Annotated in this window: 20 protein-coding genes; 10 read left to right on the top strand and 10 right to left on the bottom strand. The window is 57.7% G+C overall.

The window, feature by feature from the left end:
* Positions 1–73: 73 nt before the first annotated feature.
* The 3 genes from B150_RS0101580 to B150_RS0101570 form a co-directional block, all read right to left on the bottom strand.
* The gene (locus B150_RS0101580; protein ID WP_020398121.1) at positions 74–1,213 is read right to left on the bottom strand and encodes an acyl-CoA dehydrogenase family protein; all 1,140 of its coding nucleotides are present in this window, start codon (positions 1,211–1,213) and stop codon (positions 74–76) included.
* Positions 1,214–1,359: 146 nt separating this feature from the next.
* On the bottom strand, positions 1,360–1,707 hold the full coding sequence (locus B150_RS0101575) for a hypothetical protein (protein WP_020398120.1): 348 nt from the start codon (positions 1,705–1,707) through the stop codon (positions 1,360–1,362).
* 135 nt (positions 1,708–1,842) lie between these two features.
* Entirely contained in the window at positions 1,843–2,550 is a 708-nt protein-coding gene (locus tag B150_RS0101570) for a hypothetical protein (RefSeq protein ID WP_020398119.1), read from the bottom strand.
* A 250-nt stretch (positions 2,551–2,800) separates the two neighbouring features.
* Between B150_RS0101570 and B150_RS0101565 the strand changes: the two genes are divergently transcribed.
* Entirely contained in the window at positions 2,801–3,316 is a 516-nt protein-coding gene (locus tag B150_RS0101565; protein ID WP_020398118.1) for a hypothetical protein, read from the top strand.
* A 37-nt stretch (positions 3,317–3,353) separates the two neighbouring features.
* Here the strand turns inward: B150_RS0101565 and B150_RS0101560 are convergent, their stop codons facing one another.
* The 3 genes from B150_RS0101560 to B150_RS0101550 are packed head-to-tail and all read right to left on the bottom strand — an operon-like array spanning position 3,354 to position 4,990.
* Positions 3,354–3,875: a hypothetical protein gene (locus B150_RS0101560; protein ID WP_020398117.1), complete on the bottom strand. Its 522-nt coding sequence runs from the start codon at positions 3,873–3,875 to the stop codon at positions 3,354–3,356.
* Between the two features lie 18 nt (positions 3,876–3,893).
* Positions 3,894–4,193, bottom strand: coding sequence for an SCP2 sterol-binding domain-containing protein (locus B150_RS0101555; protein ID WP_020398116.1), 300 nt, complete (start codon positions 4,191–4,193; stop codon positions 3,894–3,896).
* Between the two features lie 53 nt (positions 4,194–4,246).
* A complete protein-coding gene (locus tag B150_RS0101550; RefSeq protein ID WP_020398115.1) occupies positions 4,247–4,990 on the bottom strand; it encodes a DUF748 domain-containing protein in 744 nt (247 codons plus the stop codon).
* A 224-nt stretch (positions 4,991–5,214) separates the two neighbouring features.
* Between B150_RS0101550 and B150_RS22050 the strand changes: the two genes are divergently transcribed.
* Positions 5,215–6,654 (top strand): EAL domain-containing protein, encoded by a 1,440-nt coding sequence (locus B150_RS22050; RefSeq protein ID WP_020398114.1) that lies wholly within the window; start codon positions 5,215–5,217, stop codon positions 6,652–6,654.
* Between the two features lie 20 nt (positions 6,655–6,674).
* Complete coding sequence (locus B150_RS19280) at positions 6,675–7,565, top strand: TIGR01459 family HAD-type hydrolase (protein WP_020398113.1); 891 nt, start codon at positions 6,675–6,677, stop codon at positions 7,563–7,565.
* Between the two features lie 9 nt (positions 7,566–7,574).
* Here B150_RS19280 and B150_RS19275 read toward each other — a convergent pair whose 3' ends face one another.
* Positions 7,575–8,555 (bottom strand): protein phosphatase CheZ, encoded by a 981-nt coding sequence (locus B150_RS19275; protein WP_020398112.1) that lies wholly within the window; start codon positions 8,553–8,555, stop codon positions 7,575–7,577.
* A complete protein-coding gene (locus B150_RS0101530; RefSeq protein ID WP_020398111.1) occupies positions 8,555–8,941 on the bottom strand; it encodes a response regulator in 387 nt (128 codons plus the stop codon). Before B150_RS0101530 ends, B150_RS19275 begins: the two co-directional genes overlap by 1 nt.
* A 250-nt stretch (positions 8,942–9,191) precedes the next feature.
* On the opposite strand from B150_RS0101530, the gene B150_RS0101525 reads away from it, so the two are divergent.
* The 7 genes from B150_RS0101525 (at position 9,192) to B150_RS19265 (ending at position 16,189) form a co-directional block, all read left to right on the top strand.
* On the top strand, positions 9,192–9,620 hold the full coding sequence (locus B150_RS0101525) for a MaoC family dehydratase (protein ID WP_020398110.1): 429 nt from the start codon (positions 9,192–9,194) through the stop codon (positions 9,618–9,620).
* 60 nt (positions 9,621–9,680) lie between these two features.
* Positions 9,681–10,712, top strand: coding sequence for a bifunctional riboflavin kinase/FAD synthetase (locus B150_RS0101520; RefSeq protein ID WP_020398109.1), 1,032 nt, complete (start codon positions 9,681–9,683; stop codon positions 10,710–10,712).
* 72 nt (positions 10,713–10,784) lie between these two features.
* The gene (locus B150_RS0101515) at positions 10,785–11,501 is read left to right on the top strand and encodes a TerC family protein (RefSeq protein WP_020398108.1); all 717 of its coding nucleotides are present in this window, start codon (positions 10,785–10,787) and stop codon (positions 11,499–11,501) included.
* Positions 11,502–11,597: 96 nt separating this feature from the next.
* A complete protein-coding gene (locus tag B150_RS19270) occupies positions 11,598–12,134 on the top strand; it encodes a response regulator (RefSeq protein ID WP_020398107.1) in 537 nt (178 codons plus the stop codon).
* 250 nt (positions 12,135–12,384) lie between these two features.
* The gene (gene ileS / locus B150_RS0101505) at positions 12,385–15,225 is read left to right on the top strand and encodes an isoleucine--tRNA ligase (protein WP_020398106.1); all 2,841 of its coding nucleotides are present in this window, start codon (positions 12,385–12,387) and stop codon (positions 15,223–15,225) included.
* The gene (lspA, locus tag B150_RS0101500) at positions 15,225–15,761 is read left to right on the top strand and encodes a signal peptidase II (RefSeq protein WP_020398105.1); all 537 of its coding nucleotides are present in this window, start codon (positions 15,225–15,227) and stop codon (positions 15,759–15,761) included. The genes ileS and lspA overlap by 1 nt, the downstream gene beginning before the upstream one ends.
* Complete coding sequence (locus tag B150_RS19265) at positions 15,758–16,189, top strand: DUF3035 domain-containing protein (RefSeq protein WP_020398104.1); 432 nt, start codon at positions 15,758–15,760, stop codon at positions 16,187–16,189. Before lspA ends, B150_RS19265 begins: the two co-directional genes overlap by 4 nt.
* Positions 16,190–16,245: 56 nt before the next feature.
* On the opposite strand, the gene B150_RS0101490 is transcribed toward B150_RS19265, so the two are convergent.
* Both B150_RS0101490 and B150_RS0101485 read right to left on the bottom strand, forming a co-directional pair.
* The gene (locus B150_RS0101490; RefSeq protein WP_020398103.1) at positions 16,246–16,731 is read right to left on the bottom strand and encodes a DUF2938 domain-containing protein; all 486 of its coding nucleotides are present in this window, start codon (positions 16,729–16,731) and stop codon (positions 16,246–16,248) included.
* Between the two features lie 127 nt (positions 16,732–16,858).
* Positions 16,859–17,416: an SRPBCC family protein gene (locus B150_RS0101485; RefSeq protein ID WP_020398102.1), complete on the bottom strand. Its 558-nt coding sequence runs from the start codon at positions 17,414–17,416 to the stop codon at positions 16,859–16,861.
* Positions 17,417–17,433: the final 17 nt, after the last annotated feature.

Genomic DNA, 17,433 nt, shown 5'->3' with positions numbered 1-17,433 from the left:
TTGATCGCCGCCATCCTAGCGGTTGGGTGGCGGCTGTGTCACCACCCAATTGATTTGCCAGCGTTTTCTGGGGCTAGAGCGTGCGGCCGATCAGCTCTTTCATGATTTCGGACGTGCCGCCATAGATGCGCTGCACCCGGCTGTCGGTGAAATGATGCGCGATTTCATATTCCGCCATAAAGCCGTAACCACCGTGCAGCTGCACGCAGGTGTCCACCACGCGGCCCTGCATCTCGGTGGTCCACAGTTTGGACATGGCACCGCCCACGGGGTCCAGCTCGCCCTTGATATGGCGGGCAAGGCACTGGTCGATAAAGGCCCAGCCCACTTCAATTTCGGTCTTCATTTCCGCCAGCTTGAAGCGGGTGTTCTGGAAGGCTGCGATGGGGCGGCCAAAGGCCTGGCGTTCCTTCACATAATCAAGCGTGATGTCAAACGCGCGCTGGGCGCCTGCCATGGCGATCACGCCGATGGAAAGCCGCTCCTGCGGCAATTGCTGCATAAGGTACATGAAACCCGCGCCTTCCTGCCCGATAAGGTTGGTGGCGGGCACGCGCACTTCGTCAAAAAACAGCTCAGACGTATCGGACGAATGCTGGCCGATCTTATCTAGGTTGCGGCCGCGGCGGAAACCCTCCCGGTCGCATTCCACCACGACAAGGCTCACGCCCTTGGCGCCTTCCTTCGGGTTGGTCTTGCACGCCACGATAACAAAATCGCAGTTCTGGCCGTTCGAAATGAAAGTCTTGGAACCCGAGACCACATAGTGGTTACCGTCAAGCTTGGCGGTGGTCTTGATGCCCTGAAGGTCGGAGCCGGTGCCCGGTTCGGTCATGGCGATGGCGCCGACCATCTCGCCCGTCGCCATTTTGGGCAGGATACGTTCCTTGAGATCCTGTGAGCCATAGTGCAGCAGGTAGGGCGCGACGATATCCGAATGCACGGCAAGGCCCGCGCCGCCGCCACGGTTATAGACCTGCTCCTCGTTGATGATGCAGTTCAGGCGGTAGTCACCGCCCACGCCGCCGTATTCCTCCGGCAGTTGCGGGCACAGGAGTCCGGCTTCGCCCGCCTTGTTCCAGAATTCCCGCGGGACTTGCCCGGCTTTTGCCCAGGCTTCGCCGTTTGGCGTGGCTTCGGTTTGGAAAAATTTACGGACGGCATCGCGGAAAATATGATGTTCTTCATCATAGACAGCACGGCGTGCAAGCATGTTCATCCCCCTTTTTATGGACCTTTGCACATGAAGATGGGGCGGGGAGGGGGAACAGTCAAATTTTCTGGACGGGTGCGTCCATAAAAACAAAAAAGGGGCCCGAATGAGCCCCTCGCAAACGAATGTTTGAAGCCTTGCGGGCCTTAGCTGTCCTGACGGCGGTACGCGCGGATCGCTTCATTGAGCTTGATCTGCAGGTCGCGGCGCGTGTTGTGGATGTTGGTCAGGTCCTCATCCCAGCGGGTTTTCTGTTCCTTGGTGAGGTAAGGCACGATCACCGCAGCACGCTGGTCCATACAGGAAAGATATTCATCAACTTTTTTTGAGTAGCCGAGCACAGCATCACGCGCATCGCGGATGTCATCGGATGTCGCATTGACACCGCTTGGTACAAATGGCTGCTCGAGCGGCGGCTCACCACAGTCGAGTGCCATGGCGGGCATGCTTCCCACAAGTGCAGCGGCAAATACAAAAGACAGGTGTTTTTTCATCGGTGCACAGGTCCTTATTCTGGTGCGTTACTCATGCTTGCGCGGGCCACATGATACTCAATTTGTCGGCTTGCGCAAACGATCCGAGCGGTAACAAGCGCGGGAGGCGAAGTCACCTCCCGCGCATTGTAATCTCTACTCGGATTTAGCCGATTTTTTGGCAGCCTTTTTCTTCGGCTTCGCTTCGGCTTTCGGCTTTTCTGCTGCGTCATTGGCTGCAGCTGGGGCCGCGCCTTCAGCGGCAGTCGCGCCAGCTTGGGCCGCTTGCTGCGCTTCCATCATGCGGCGGCGGGCTTCTGCTTCAGCCTTGGCCTGCTCCGGGAACATCTGCGCGTACACATTGTTCACACGCTTGGCCACGTCCGACAGGGCGTTCGCAACAGCTTGCAGGTTATAGGCGACACCGCGGTACCAGTAGACACGGGTAGCCGGGTTATAGGCGCGGTAGATGCAAGCATCCGGCGTCTTGCCGTCGCCTACGGTTGCCGGGTCACCGACGAAGTCGAAAATGACCTGCTGGCCTTTGGTCTGGGCGATCCATTCCTCGAACTTCTCGTCGGAACGTTCCCAAAGCTCGCACAGGCGGCGGTCATTGAGCGGGTGTTTCTCATCCAGCGCCAGCACCTTGCGGAGCGCTTCACCACGGCCGCGAGCGCGGGCCCGCGTCGGCCACAGGATCGAGGCGATCTGGCTACCTGGAATAAGGATGCTTTGGCCACCATAAAGGATGCCAGCACCGGCCCGGTTGTTCATGGCCTGGTTAAAAATGCTGAACGCAGCTTCGGTGTGCAGGCACTGGTTCCGAAGTTCGTGAATGTAAATGGCGAGCGTGTTGTTATCCATCTCTACTCTTCGCTTTGCTTTTTCTTTGTATGTACTTTTTGCCGCGAATAACGCGACCTCCCCTCAGGCACCTTCCCCTGCCACCAGTTAGCCCGGCTGGCCGGGTGAAACACACCCTATGTGGCCTGAGCGATAGCACAGGCAGGAAGGCCTTGCCAGCACTCAATCGCCGTTTTCTGCCGTTTCTGCGTTGCCAGATGCCTCGTCTGTAGGTTAAATTGCTGGTGGGTGAATAGAAATGGGTGCTTGAATGGCGGATGCTGCATTTGCCATGCAGTCGCGTGCCGCGACACAGGTAACAAGAAACGACCGTGCGCCGTCCCGACCTTTCGGGGCCAGTGAAGCGCGCTCGGGCGATTTTGCACGCGGATTCGAAAGTGCCTCAAACGTTGTTGCTGCAAGTGTGGCGCCTGTCGCCGCGCGGCCGCAGCAACCGCAAGGGCGCGGCATGCTGTCAACCGGTGTGCAGTTCATCCTTGCCGAAACCCGCACGCAGGAAGCGGGTGCCCCACTGCCACCAATCTCAAGCCTTGGCCGCGCACGGGACAGCTACCTGAGCGCCGCCGCCAGCGTGCGTGAAACCATTGCCTTCGCGCGGATTGTTGCGAGCGAGCAGGCCCGCAGTTCCGCTTCGGCAGCTGCAGGAGCCTATGGTCAGGCACAGAATAGCGTAGATGCAGTGGCAGGCAGCGAAGCCAGCGGTGGCTTCGCCTCAGCGACGCGTGTTGATCAGCTTGATGACGAGTTTGATAGCGCCGACTACTGACGGCACTTTCCCGTGTTTGACGGTAATACAGGAAGCTCTAGAGGCGCTGTTCAATCATGCGCAGCCACCGGGTGATGCGCTCTTCATGGTCGCGTGCGGTGGTGTTGCCAACAGGTGTGCGGCTATAGACGGCAAGCTTGGAGGCGTAGCCGTTCACATCATAAATGCGCACCGTCACCACTGATGGCAGGCTTTCGCCCGGCAGCCGTTCGGTGAAGTCGAACTGGTTGTTCATCGGGTCGAAGCGGAAGGTGTTGATGGTGGGCATATTGTCGGCATAGTCGACAATGGCGAGGCGGAGCGTTTGTGCGTTCACTTCAAACTGCGGCGCTGGCCCATCGGTCGCAGCATTCGGGCACATATCCTCATCACAAAGGAGGAAACTTGCTTCGCCAAACGCGCGGTCAAGCGCGCTGAACTCAACCGGAGGCAAGGAACCATCCTTACCTCCGAAGAGCTTGTCGCCGCTCCCCATCTGCACCATGAGATAGGCCCCGATGCCAACCATGATGACAATAAGGCTGATGCCGATGATGGCGCTGCGAAACTTTTCAAACATAGCTGATGCCAGACCCGATTAACCGAGGATGGAACCAAGCTGCATCGCGAGGCTCATGTCGCCTTCAACACGCAGTTTGCCAGTCATGAAGGCCATCTGCGGATTCAGGTCGCCTTCCGCGATCTTGATGAAGTTTTCCATCGTGGTTTTCACCGTGCAGTCTGCTTCGGTGTCAGCATTGTCCACAACGGTCGGCGAGGATTTGCCGTCAATACGCACGACACCGTCATCGCCAAAATCGAACTTGATGATGGCTGCGATGGGCGAATGCGCGCCGACGCGGCCGCGGATTTCGTCAGTAATTTTTTCCAGTGACATAGTGATCTCCCTGTAGGTCGAGCGAATATTGGACTGTTGCGTCCAGAAATCAATCAGTTATTGCCGTCTTCGTCTTTTTCGTCAGATTTCTTCTTCAGCTTGCCCACAAGGCTGCCAATGCCTTTTTCGAGCGTCCCGCCTGCATCTTTCGCCAGATCCTGCAATTTGCCTGACGCCTGCACCTTGATAAGCGCCTGCGCGATTTGTGGCTCAAGCACCGCCATCACATGGCGAGCGATCTCGCTCGGTGCAAGGCCTTTTTCGTCGGTGCCGAGGTCGGTGATGGTGAAGTCGGCCAGTTTGATGCGCTCATCCACATTCATCATGCCGCCTTCGGTGAGCACAGCGATTTCCGGCCCTTCGATGGTCATCTTCTTGATGGTCAGCGTCATGTTGGATGGCTCACTGGAGGACTGCATGCCAATGGCTTTCTGCAGCGCCTGGAAGTTGGTTTCGCGGCCCTTTGCGCGGATATCGAGCTTCGGTGCTTCAACCTTGATTTCATCAATGATGATATGGTCGGAGAAGAGCGTGTCCGTGCGCACCTTCATATCGAAACCTTCGAGGGAGGCGATTTGGCCGTCACCAAAACCTTCGGGCTGGCCGATGGCAAGGCCGTTCACACCAATGGTTCCGGAGAAGGGAGAGAGTGAAACGCTTTTGACATTGACCGGCACCTTGAGGACTTCAGGCCCCTGTGTTTCCACGCCGGATTTCACGATGGTATCGAGCTTGTAGTAAGCGAAGGCTCCGCCGGCAACAATGAGGACCAGCACAAGCAGCAAAAACTTCTTCATCACGTCTATCTCCCTTGTATGCCGGCCGCATATTATCACCCCGAAACATGGGGCCGGATGGATACTGTCGCACCCAAGTTGGGCAGCCTCGTGACACTAACTATGCCAGACCAAGTCTCACCCGCCTATGGCGTGCATCATGCAACAAAAGTCTTAACCTTGCCACCGGCTTGTGCCAGCATGGCACCTCATAACGGGGAAAGTGAACAGGGGACCTGCCACCGATGTCCATCGTGACACAGATTTTGCTGCTGATATCCTATGCTGTGCTGGGGCTGGCGATTGCCATTGTGCCGCCGCGCGCCTTCGGTATGTCGGCCGATCTCGCCTATGTTCTTGGTCTCGTGGTGTTTTTCACCGCTTGGCAGGTTCAGGTCTGGCTGATTGCGCGCCGGGCGGAAAAAGATGCGGAAAGCCGTATCGAGAAGCTTGAAGACATGGTGCTGATCCTGAGGAAGGACCTTGAACGCACCCGCAGGCATGGCGAAAAGGGCGACGAGAAAAGTGACCAGCTGGTCTCTGAACTCAAGGTATTGCACACGCTTCTCACTCAGGTCATGGAGCGTGAGGTGGAACTGACCGCCAAGCCTAAAGCCGCGAAGCCCGCAAAAGGTGACAAGCCTGCCAAGGACGACAAGACCCTTGCTCTGACTCCGGCTGAGGAAGTGACCGAGAAAGAACCAGCGCCCGCGCCTGAACCGGCTGAGGAGCCAATGAGCCAGGCGGAGATTGAAGAACTTGACCTCACGCCCGAAGAAGCCGCGCTTGCCGTGGTGGACGAGGGCCGCGACGAGGTTGATAGCGGTGACGAGGAAGAGGTGGACATCAACTCGCTTGATGACACCACACCGCGTCCGACCGGCAAGGCGGTGCCGCGCGGCATGACCCGCAAGAAAGCGCCGATCCGCCTGATCAAGCGCGAAGACCAGCTCTTGTCCGTCGTGCGCAATTCGCTATCGGAAAACCGGGTGGACCTGTACCTGCAGCCCATAGTGGCGCTGCCGTCGCGCCGCACCGTGCATTATGAATGCTTCAGCCGCGTGCGGGATGATGAGGGCCGTATTGTGCTGCCGCGCCAATATATGAAGGTGGCGGAAAGCAAGGGGCTTATCGGCACCATTGATAACCTGCTTTTGTTCCGGCTTATCCAGCTGGTGCGCCGCATGGGCAAACGCCGCCCGGATGTGCGCTTCTTCTGCAATATGTCGAAATACTCCATGTCGGATGACGAGTTTTTCCCGCAGTTCATCGACTTCATGACCGCGAACGAGGAATTCCGCGACCGGCTGGTGTTCGAGATCGCGCAGGAAGACTATATGACCCTCGACGGTGACGTGAAGGACCGGCTATTGACCCTTGGCCGTAAGGGCTTTGGTTTCTCCATGGATCTGGTGAAAGACTTCAACCTCGATTTCGCGCTCCTCGGCGACCGCAAGTTCCAGTTCATCAAGGCCGACATTGGCGACCTGATGACCGCGCACCCTGAGGACGGCGACACCGAAGCCTTCAAATCCTTCCTGCGCCGGAACGGCATGCAGCTTATCGCCAGCCGGATCGAGACCGAGGACATGGTGCTGCAGGCCCTCGAATCACGGGTGGAGTTTGCGCAAGGGTACCTGTTCGGGGAGCCGACCGCCGCAAACGACATGAACCGCGAACTGTAACTTCTAAGCCAGAGTATCTTATGCCGAACCGAGAGGGTGAACACGTCAAACTGGGCGCAGGCCTCAGCGCCTATAAGGACGAGCTGTCCCTGATTATCTGTGACCTGTGGGGGGTGATGCATGACGGCATTCACCTGAATACCGGTGCGGTGGACGCCATTGAGCGCGCGCGGGGTGCTGGCCTGCGCACGGTCTTCCTCTCGAACGCGCCGCGCCCACGCACACACGTTCGTGCGCTCCTCCTCAAGATGGGCATGCCCGAGGCGCTGACGGACTATATCGTCACCTCAGGCGGCCTCGCCCGCGACGAGGTGCGGGAACGCTATCAGGGTGCCGCGCTCTACCATCTGGGGCCGGAGAGCGACCACAACACGGTGGACGGCCTGCCGGTTGATATCGTCAAAACACCGGATGAGGCGGATATCATCCTCGCCACTGATCTGGATTTCTTTGATGTTGAAAGCCATCGTGGTTGGCTCGCAGGCGCTGCCTCACGCGGTGTACCGTTCCTATGCGCCAACCCGGACCGTGTGGTGCATGTGGGCGAGAAACTGTACCTCTGCGCTGGTTCCATCGCTGACCTTTACGCAGAGATGGGCGGCGAGGTGCACTGGTTCGGCAAACCCATGGCGAGCGCGCTTGAAGCCTGCCTGCCGGAGGTTGGCATTGCCCCCGGTTCGCTCAAGGGCGATCAGGTCATGATGATCGGCGACAGCCTGCAGACCGATATGGCAGGCGCGCATGCTGCCGGTTACTGCGGAATGTTCATCGCTGGCGGCATCCACAGGGACGACCTACCCGCCCTCAGCGCGGCAGCTCAAGGCGGCAGTGTGCCAGTAGGTACCTTCAAACAGATTTTCGGCGCAGGGAAGGCAGTTCCCCACGCCGTTCTTGAAAGCTTGGTCTGGTAGGAAGCCCGTCTAGCCGAACAGGGCGTCGATATCGTCCTGGCTGACTTCCTCGCCGGATTTGAGGTTGATTTCCTCTTCCTTCTTGGCGGCTTTTTCAGCTTTGGCCTTTTTCTCTTCCTCGGCTTTTTTCCGGGCTGCCTCTTCTTCAGCTTTCGCTGCTTCTTTGGCTTCCAGTTCGGCCATGGGGTCGAAATCTTCTTCGAACATCTTGTCGAGCTGTTTGGGGCTCACGGCTTTTGGCGCTTCTGCCTTCGGTTCTGGCGCGGGGGCCGGAGCCGGAGCAGGAGCCGGGGCGGGCGCCGGAGCAGGAGCCGGTGCTGGCGCTGCTGCAGCGGCGGCTGCACCACCCATCAAAGCGTCCACCTCAGACTGGTCGATGCCTTCACCCTTGAGGGCCGGGCCCGACAGCAGTGCCTTGTCGCCACTCTCAACAGTTTCCTGAACGTGGTCGGCTTTGGCTTGTTCGATATCCTCTTCGGTTACGCCAAGGAGGTTACGGAGCTCAAGCACACGTTTTTCAATATGGGAGAGGGTCTCTACCACTTTCGAGATACGCTGGCCGGTGATGTCCTGGAAGGAGCAGGCTTCGAAGATGCGCATAACTGCATCCTGACTTTTGGCAACATAGTTGTCCTTGTCGTCAGGATCGAGGCCCATGATCTCCTCGGCCGCTTCCATGATGGTGTTGGTTGCTTCCTCGGTCTGCGCCACAATGGCATCGAGCTCAAGGCCCGCGCGAGGAATGCGTGCGCTTTCAAGGTCACCGGGCTGGAGAGCCGCGATTTCCTTGCGTGCGTTATGGATATAGTCGCTGAGCGAGCGGCATTCGCGATAGATCGAGGTATCGATGGAGCGGAAGAACACGCTCATCGTTCCGATCAGCACTTCAGTAACCGACGCGACGTCGGTTAGTGAAAGTTGCGCAGTTTTCTGCTTCCGTAAACTATCGACAAGAAGCTCAATCTGTTTCGGAAGCTGTTCGGCAGTCATTAGAACTCTCCGAGCACCGCCACCAGTTTTTGCTTGAGCGTTGCTGCGTTAAACGGCTTGACGATATAGTTGTTCACGCCCGCTTTTTTGGCCGCGATCACGTTATCCGTCTTGGATTCTGCCGTTACCATGATGAAGGGCGTACCCTTGAGCTGGTTGTCGGCGCGAACTTCTTTCAAGAGCTCATAACCGGTCATGGGTTCCATGTTCCAGTCAGAGATGATCAGGCCGTAGGATTTGGCCCGTGCTTTTTCAAGCGCCATGGCGCCGTCGGTCGCTTCGTCTACGTTATTGAAGCCCAACTGTTTCAGCAGGTTGCGAACAATGCGGAGCATTGTCTTGTAGTCGTCGACGATCAGGATCGGCATACCCAAATCAACGGCCATGATAATTCCTCAGTTAATGATTTCGCACCTAAGATGCCGAACCCCGGCACCTTTCAATTCCCTTTGTCGGGACACTAGACCCGATCTAATGAAGAATTGGTTAACCCAAAGGTGACGACAATTCAAATACTTCCGACGGGCAAGCATGCGTGATAGAGAAGTTTTGCCTGCATGTGAGGCATAAAAAACAGGCCGCCACCATGGCGTTGCCTGAAATTTTCGTCAAATTTTCCACCCGGGAGGACAACAGGTGGTAGCCCAGCACTATTTCAACGATATCAAGGTCGGCCAGCGTGAGTCGCTGAAGCGCAAGGTAACGCCCGAACTGGTGGAAGCCTTCGCAGAAGTGTCGGGCGACAATAACCCGCTCCATCTTGACGCCGATTATGCGGCCACCACACGGTTTGGCGAGCGTATTGCCCACGGCGCGCTTGGCGCCAGCTTCATCTCTGCCGTTCTCGGCACGCGGCTGCCGGGTATCGGCGCTGTGTTCGTGAGCCAAAGCACAAAATTCATCGCGCCGGTGCGCCTTGGCGACGAAGTGGAAGCCAGCGTGGAGGTGACGGACCTTGTGAGCGAGAAGAACCGCGTTGTGTTCAAGACCGCCTGCACGGTTGGGGATAAATTGGTGGTCGTGGGCGACGCAATCGTGTATGTCCCCAGCCGACCGGTTGAATAAACAGGCGCCCTTGAAGCGCTGCCGGCACAGGTGATACCAGAAGGAACCACAGGGCATTCCATGCGCCTTTACCGCCATATTGACGAAGTGAAACCCTCCGAGCGCGGCTCTGTCGTGGCGCTTGGTAATTTTGACGGTTTCCACCGTGGACACCAGGTGGTCATTGGCGAAGCGGGGCGGCTTGCCCGCGCCATGGGCCTCAACTTGACCGTGGTGGTCACGGAACCGCACCCCGTCAGCTTCTTCGCGCCAAACGCGCCAGCCTTCCGACTGACCCCGTTCCGGGAACGCGCGCAACTGCTGGCGGACTTTGGTGTTGACCAGCTTCTCGTGCTGCCGTTCGATAAATCCCTCGCATCCAAAACAGCGCAGGATTTTGTTGTCGACATCCTTGTGGATGGGCTTGACGCCAAACACGTGTGTGTCGGCTATGACTACCGTTTTGGCAAGGGCCGTGGTGGCGGCACCGATGTGCTGGGCTGGATGGGTGAGATGGAAGGCTTTGGCCTCAGTGTCATCAAGCCTGTGACCGTGGGCCTTGAGGGTTATGCCGGTGAGATCTACAGCTCTACCCTTGTGCGTCAGGCGCTCAAGGCGGGTGAAGCGCGCAAGTCAGCCGCGCTCCTCGGTCACTGGTGGTCGATCAATGGCCGGGTCACACAAGGTGACCAGCGCGGCCGCACCATCGGCTTCCCGACCGCCAATGTGGAGCTGGGCGAAAGCCTGCAGCCCAGGCTGGGTGTTTATGCCGTGCGCGTGCATGTGGAAGGTGACGACAGCGTTTACACAGGTGTCGCCAACATCGGTAACCGGCCGACATTCGATAAACGTGACGTGCTGATGGAAGTGCATCTATTTGATTTTAAAGGCGACCTTTACGGCAAGCACCTGCGCGCCGAGCTGGTGGCCTTCCTGCGGCCCGAGCAGAAGTTCGACGGTCTCGATTCCCTGAAGGCGCAAATCGCGCGGGACGGCAGGACCGCGAGAATCGTACTGGCGGAACCGGAAAACGCGGCTGACCGGCTTGGACATCCAACGCTCGAGCGCTACCTGTCGCTCTTTCCCGAGCCGCATGTGTGCGCACGCGGCTGACGCCGTGTCACCGATTTGCCGCTTTTGCCCGCCAAGCTGGCGGGCATGAGCATTTGAACCATAGGGGGCTTCATGGAACTGCTGCTTGATTACCACGTGTGGGTAAGCTTTCTCACGCTGACCGCGCTTGAGGTTATCCTCGGTATCGATAACGTGGTTTTCATCGCGCTTCTTGTCGGTCACCTGCCGGAAGGGGAGCGCAAGCGCGCCCGTATGCTCGGCCTGTCGCTTGCGCTTGTCATGCGCATTGCTCTTCTGCTGGGTGTGGCATGGATCATCAGCCTGCAGGAGCCTTGGTTCGTCATTTTCGATCAGGAGCTATCGGGCAAGGATATCCTCATGCTGCTGGGTGGCGGTTTCCTGCTCTATAAAGGTACCAACAGCATCCACGATGAAGTCACGGGTGAAAAGAAAGAAGCCGCCAGATCAGTCTCCGGCGGGATGTTCGCGGTTGTGGCGCAAGTGGTTGTGATCGATATCGTCTTCTCGTTCGATTCCGTGATGACCGCCGTGGGCATGACAGACCACATTCCGGTCATCATTGCCGCCATGACGGTTGCCATGCTCGTCATGATGTTCTCAAGCGGCTATATCGCGTCCTTCATTGAGCGCTTCCCCACGCTCAAGATTCTCGCACTCAGCTTCATCATGCTGATTGGCGTGTTCCTTGTGGCGGAAGGCCTCGGTTTCCATGTGCCGAAGGGCTATATCTACTTTGCCATGCTCTATTCGCTCGGTGTGGAGCTACTGAACCTGCTTCGGCGCAAAAGAAGGCAGCAACAGCCGTAATAATCTGATAAGATGAATCTTGCATCCTCCCGCTTTAACTGTTGTTAAGATTTTAGCACCTAGGGTGGTGCTACACGTTTTGGGAGGATGGCGACCATGCCCGGCACGCCGCTAGACAAACTTCATATCCTTTTGGCGCTTGGAAACCAGCAAGCGTCAGAAAGCCTCAAGGACGTGCTGATGCGCAGCCGCGTGGGCGGTGTTTTTGCGCCCAAGGACAACCGCGACGCGGTTGAGCAGATGCAGACGCGGTCCTACAACCTCATCATCATTGCAGAAGATTTCCCGGACCTTGGCGGTGTGGATTTTTGCCGTTTCCTGCGGCTGACCAACACGCCAATGGCGGTGGCACCCATCATTTTCGGCCTTCATGCGCCTGACCAGAAAACCGTGCTGCAGGCACGTGATGCGGGCGCTACCAAGATTGCCGTCATGCCATTCTCGGGCGCGTCGCTGATGAAGGCGATTGAGGATGCGGCGGCAGATACCCGCGCCATTGTGCAGTGTACCGCCTTTAATGGCCCGGATCGCCGCGTGCGCAACGTGCCGCCACCTGGTGGTGTGGACCGCCGCAAGCAGACGCCGGACATCATATCGGACGCTAAAAAACGCCGCATTCTGGGTGGCCTCTAGGCCGCATATTTGCGCGCCTTTCCGCTCGACACCCCCTGATAACGCTGTTAAAAGTTCGCCCATGAAATGCAAACAGACATTCCTGCGGGTAACCGCGAACATATCCATTCGAATTACTGGCATTCGAATTACTGGCCCGGCGCTACAGGCTTAGCGACCGGGGTTTCAAGTTTGCAACATTTTCCAGAATACCGTTTGATGCCGCGCGCGTGACGCAGCGGCCTTTTAGATAGAAGCGAGACAAGAGACTATGTCTGCTGATGACAGCTCGAAACGCGATTACCGCGACACCGTATTTTTGCCGACAACCGATTTCCCCATGCGCGCGGGCCTGCCGCAGCGCGAGCCGGAATTCCTGAAGCGCTGGTACAAAGATAACATCTACGGCCAACTGCGCGCTGACGCAAAGGGCCGCGAGAAATTTGTGCTGCATGATGGCCCGCCCTACGCGAACGGCAACATCCACATCGGCCACGCCATGAACAAGATCCTCAAGGACGTGATCGTCAAGTCCCAGCAGATGCAGGGCAAGGACGCGCCTTACGTTCCGGGCTGGGACTGTCACGGCCTGCCGATCGAGTGGAAGATCGAAGAAAAATACCGCAAGAAGAAGAAAAACAAGGACGAGGTGGACCCTGTTGAGTTCCGCCGTGAATGCCGCGAATTTGCTGACGAATGGGTTGGCGTTCAGCGCGACGAATTCAAGCGCCTTGGTATCTTCGGTGATTGGGAAAACCCCTACCTCACCATGGACTATGATGCTGAAGCGCAGATCGTTGAAGAGCTGATGAAGTTCTCCACCCTTGGCGCGCTCTATCGTGGCTCCAAGCCGGTGATGTGGTCGCCAGTTGAGAAGACCGCCTTGGCGGAAGCGGAAGTGGAATACCACGACCACACCTCAACCCAGATCGATGTGGCCTTCCCATTCGTGAAAGTGCCGACCGATGAGGTCGAGGGTGCCAAAGTGGTCATCTGGACCACGACACCATGGACCATCCCGGCCAACCGCGCGGTTTGTTACGGACCCGAAATTGACTATATCGTCATCGAGGTGACGGAAGTCGCCGAAGGCGCAACTGTGAAAGCGGGTGAGCGCCTTGTGGTGGCGGACGCACTGGTGGTTGACTTCGTCAAACGCGCCAAGGTGGACAACTACCTCGTCATCAACCACGTCAAAGGCAAAGACCTTGAAGGTGGCGTGCTCGCGCACCCATGGCGTGGTCAGGGTTATGACTTTGACGTGCCGATGCTGCCGGGTGACCATGTGACCACAGACGCCGGTACGGGCTTCGTGCACACAGCACCAGGCCATGGTGACGATGACTATCAGGTCGCGCATGTGAAATTTGGCATCGAGGTGCCGTTCACGGTGGACGAGGCCGGTTGCTACTACGACCATGTACCGCTCGTTGCCGGTAAACATGTTTACAAGGTGGCGGACGATGTGTGCGCGCTGCTGACGGACGTTGGCGCGCTCATGAGCGTGGGTACGCTGTCGCACTCCTACCCGCACAGCTGGCGCTCCAAAGCGCCGCTTATCTTCCGCAACACACCGCAGTGGTTCATCTCGATGGAGAAGACCGGCCTGCGTGCGGCGGCCCTCAAGGGCATTGAAGATACCAACTGGTTCCCGGCAGTGTCGAAGAACCGCATCAAAGCCATGGTTGCTGACCGCCCTGACTGGGTGATCTCTCGCCAGCGTGCCTGGGGTGTGCCGATCACTGTGTTTGTCCACAAGGAAACCGGCGAGGTCCTCAACCATGAAGTGGTGAACCGCCGCATCGTGAACGCCGTGCGCGAAGGCGGTGCAGATGCATGGGTTAAGGTACCGCCGGAGGAATTCTTCAAAGGGTTGGGCATCAACCATGAAGAATACGAGCAGGTGTTCGACATCCTCGACGTATGGTTCGACAGTGGCTCCACCCACGCGTTTGTCTGCGAAGGCCGCGAGGACCTGCAGTCGCCTGCTGACCTTTACCTCGAAGGCTCGGACCAGCACCGCGGCTGGTTCCAGTCCAGCTTGCTTGAAAGCTGTGGCACCCGTGGTCGCGCGCCCTACAAGAACGTGCTGACCCACGGCTTCACCATGGACGGTGAAGGCAAGAAGATGTCCAAATCGCTCGGCAACACCGTGGCGCCGCAAACCATCATCCAGCAGTTCGGCGCTGACATCCTGCGCCTGTGGGTGGTGTCCGTCGACTATATGGAAGACGTTCGTATCGGTGACCAGATCATTCAGGGTCAGGTTGACGCCTACCGTAAAATCCGCAACACCATGCGCTACCTCCTTGGTAACCTGCATGGCTTTACGGAAGAGGAGCGCCTGCCTGCAGTTGAAATGCCGGAGCTTGAGCGTTTCATCCTGCACCGCCTTGCGGAACTGGATGCGCTCATTCGCGACCGGGCCAACAGCTTCGATTATAACCCGATCTTTCAGGCGCTTTATCAGTTCTGTATTCAGGAACTGTCGGCCTTCTATTTCGATATCCGCAAGGACAGCCTCTATTGCGATGATCCGACGAGCCTTCGCCGCCGTGCCGTTCGCACGGTGCTGGATGAAGTGTTTGCTCGCCTCACCACATGGTTCGCGCCCATCCTCGCTTTCACGGCAGAGGAAGTGTGGCTCTCCCGCTTTGGTGACGATGCAGAAAGTGTGCACCGCCAGCAGTGGCCTGCAACGCCGGAAGCGTGGAAAGATGAAGCACTGGCTGAGAAGTGGACCAAGATCCGCCGCCTCCGCCGTGTCGTGAACGGTGCGCTTGAGCTTGACCGCCGTGAGAAACGCATCGGCTCCAGCCTGCAGGCGGATGTCACCGTTTATGTGGCGGACTATGCCTATGTGGAAGCGATGGCAGGCCTTAATATCGCTGAGTTGATGATCACCTCCTCCGCCCGCCTCCTTGAGGCCGAAGCCCCTGAAGGGGCCTTCACGCTTGAGGATGTCAAAGGCATTGCCGTGGTCACCAAGGTGGCAAGCGGCGACAAGTGTGAGCGTTGCTGGGTCGTGTCCGAGGAAGTGACCGCGCATGGTGAGCTTTGCAACCGCTGCTCTGACGCGGTGGCAAGCATCGATAGTGGGGCTGCCGCCTGATGAGCGCAGGGCCTTTCTTCCGCTTCGGGCTTCTTGTGTCCGCCATCGTGATGGTGGCGGACCAGCTCAGCAAATGGTGGATTCTTGAGGTCCTCAACTTGCCGGCGACGGATAGCATACCGCTGCTGCCCTTTCTCAGCTTCACCATGGTGTGGAATGAAAATATTTCCATGGGCATCCCCCTTGGGGAAGGGGTCGGCAAGTGGGGCCTCATCGTGCTCACGCTCGCCATCACGGTTTGGCTTGTGATGTGGATGCGGAAAGTTGACCGCAAATTTGAAGCACTGTCGCTTTCGCTCATCATTGGCGGGGCCGTCGGTAACGTGATTGACCGCCTTGTCCATGATGCAGTTGCGGACTTTGTTCACCTGCATGCGTTCGGTTACAGTTTCTATGTTTTCAACGTTGCTGACGCCGCAATTACCATTGGTGTGATACTGTTGATCATTGATGGGTTGCGGGGCGGCGATAAAAGCCCTAAAAATGCCCAAAAGGTTGCCGAAGGTGCGCGCGACCCTGAAGGAGAGAGTTCATGAAGTTGAAGGCCATCGCGCTTGTTCTGATTGCGGGCTCCACGCTCGCCGCGTGTGGATCAAAAAAGCTCAGCCCCAACGAATTTGACGTTGTAAGCCGGGCGCCGCTTGTTATTCCGCCGGAAGCCGACCTCTCGCCGCCGCGTCCGGGTGAGCCGAACGCACAGGAAATCGATCCGGGCCGTCAGGCTTTCGAGGCGCTTTTCCCGGGCAAGGAATTCAAACGTTCCGCACCGAAAAGCAAAGGCGAGGCTGAGCTTCTCTCCCGCCTTGGCCGGTCCGAGCCTGATGTGCGTTCAAACGCTGGCCAGAAAGACCTTGATGTAGTGAAAAAGGCTGTGCTGATGCAGGACCTGCTCGATGCTGAAGAGCGCCAGTTCCGTACTGACAACATCAGCATCAAACGCGTCTCGAGCGAAAGCGCGCGTTAAGCGCCTGCTTAAGCGAAGCGTCAAAGGAAGCCGCCCTGAGGGCGGCTTTTTTATTGTCAGAACGTGGCGAGCAGCAGTGCGGTGAGATATAACCCCATGCCAAACACTGTGTGGGTCACAAGGCTTTTCAAGCGTGCCTTCCAGGGCGCTGGTGTGCGGCTGGCGGCAAAGCCAAAGCCAAACGCAGGCTGCATGATAAAGAAGGGCGCAATGATGCTGCCGATGCCGACCGCAAGCGCGGGCAGGGGTGTTGGCGCTTTCATCCACTCAGGGCCGACGGCGCAGGCGGGCACAGCCGCAAACAGCACGCCGGTGCCATAGTGGACAACCCAGCCGAGGGGCCTTTCAAAGGGCATAGGTGTCGCTGCGGCAATACTGGCATGCCGGAAAGTACCGCGGCCCATATGCAACACCCAGCGCCCCACAAAAGCATAATCGAGACCCTTTATGCCGAAGCCGTACCTTAGAATCATGGCCCAAAGGTCCATCACCACCGTTGCGCCGATACCCAGCAGAAGGGAATAAATCAGATAAGCGGTCATCAAAACTCTCCAAAAATATATGTTATCACATTGCATTTTATAGAGAGGAATTCAAGCAAGTGATATGGGTGGTGATTGTTGGTGTGTTGAGGCCGCCCGATGTGGCGGCCTCAAAGGATTGGGTAATTTAGTTGAGCTTCAACCGCTTGCGGTATTCTTTGTCGAGCACGGAATGCGTGGTCCAGAAGCCTCGCGGCGGGCGTCCTTCAAGGACATCCACCATGATATCAAGGTGTGTGTGCCAACCACCGGAAACACCGAGCATTTCTTCCGCATTTCTGAGCTTGCGGTGGGTCAGTGTCAGGAGTGTTTTGTCGCCGTCTTGTGTCAGGGTGAAGGTCACCTCAGAGGCGTCGCCGTCGGTTTCATCCCATGTGAAGGTAAGGCTGTTGGGTGGATCAATGGCTTCAAGCCGGCACTCTCCCTGGATACCTTCCGGTGTGTCGCTGGCCTTGTATTGCTCGGGCGTTTTTTCTTCCACGTCCGAGAGCGTGCTGTGTCGGAAGATGAGAGTGAACTGCTCGCCCGGCGTTTGCGGTATATCATCACCACCTGCGAGCCATTTGGCGCGTTTAGCACCTTCTGTCACGTAGCTCCAAACGCGTTCCTTGGCGCCGGGAAACAGCCGTTTGATCTCAATGGTATCAGGCGCAAGCGCTTGCGCGTAACTCTGGTTGATTGTCATTCCGTCCTCCTGTTGTG

It is taken from the genome of Kordiimonas gwangyangensis DSM 19435 = JCM 12864 (assembly GCF_000375545.1).
Classification (GTDB): domain Bacteria; phylum Pseudomonadota; class Alphaproteobacteria; order Sphingomonadales; family Kordiimonadaceae; genus Kordiimonas; species Kordiimonas gwangyangensis.
Note: the sequence above shows the minus strand (reverse complement) of the source record. Positions and strands in the feature narration are given on the sequence as shown.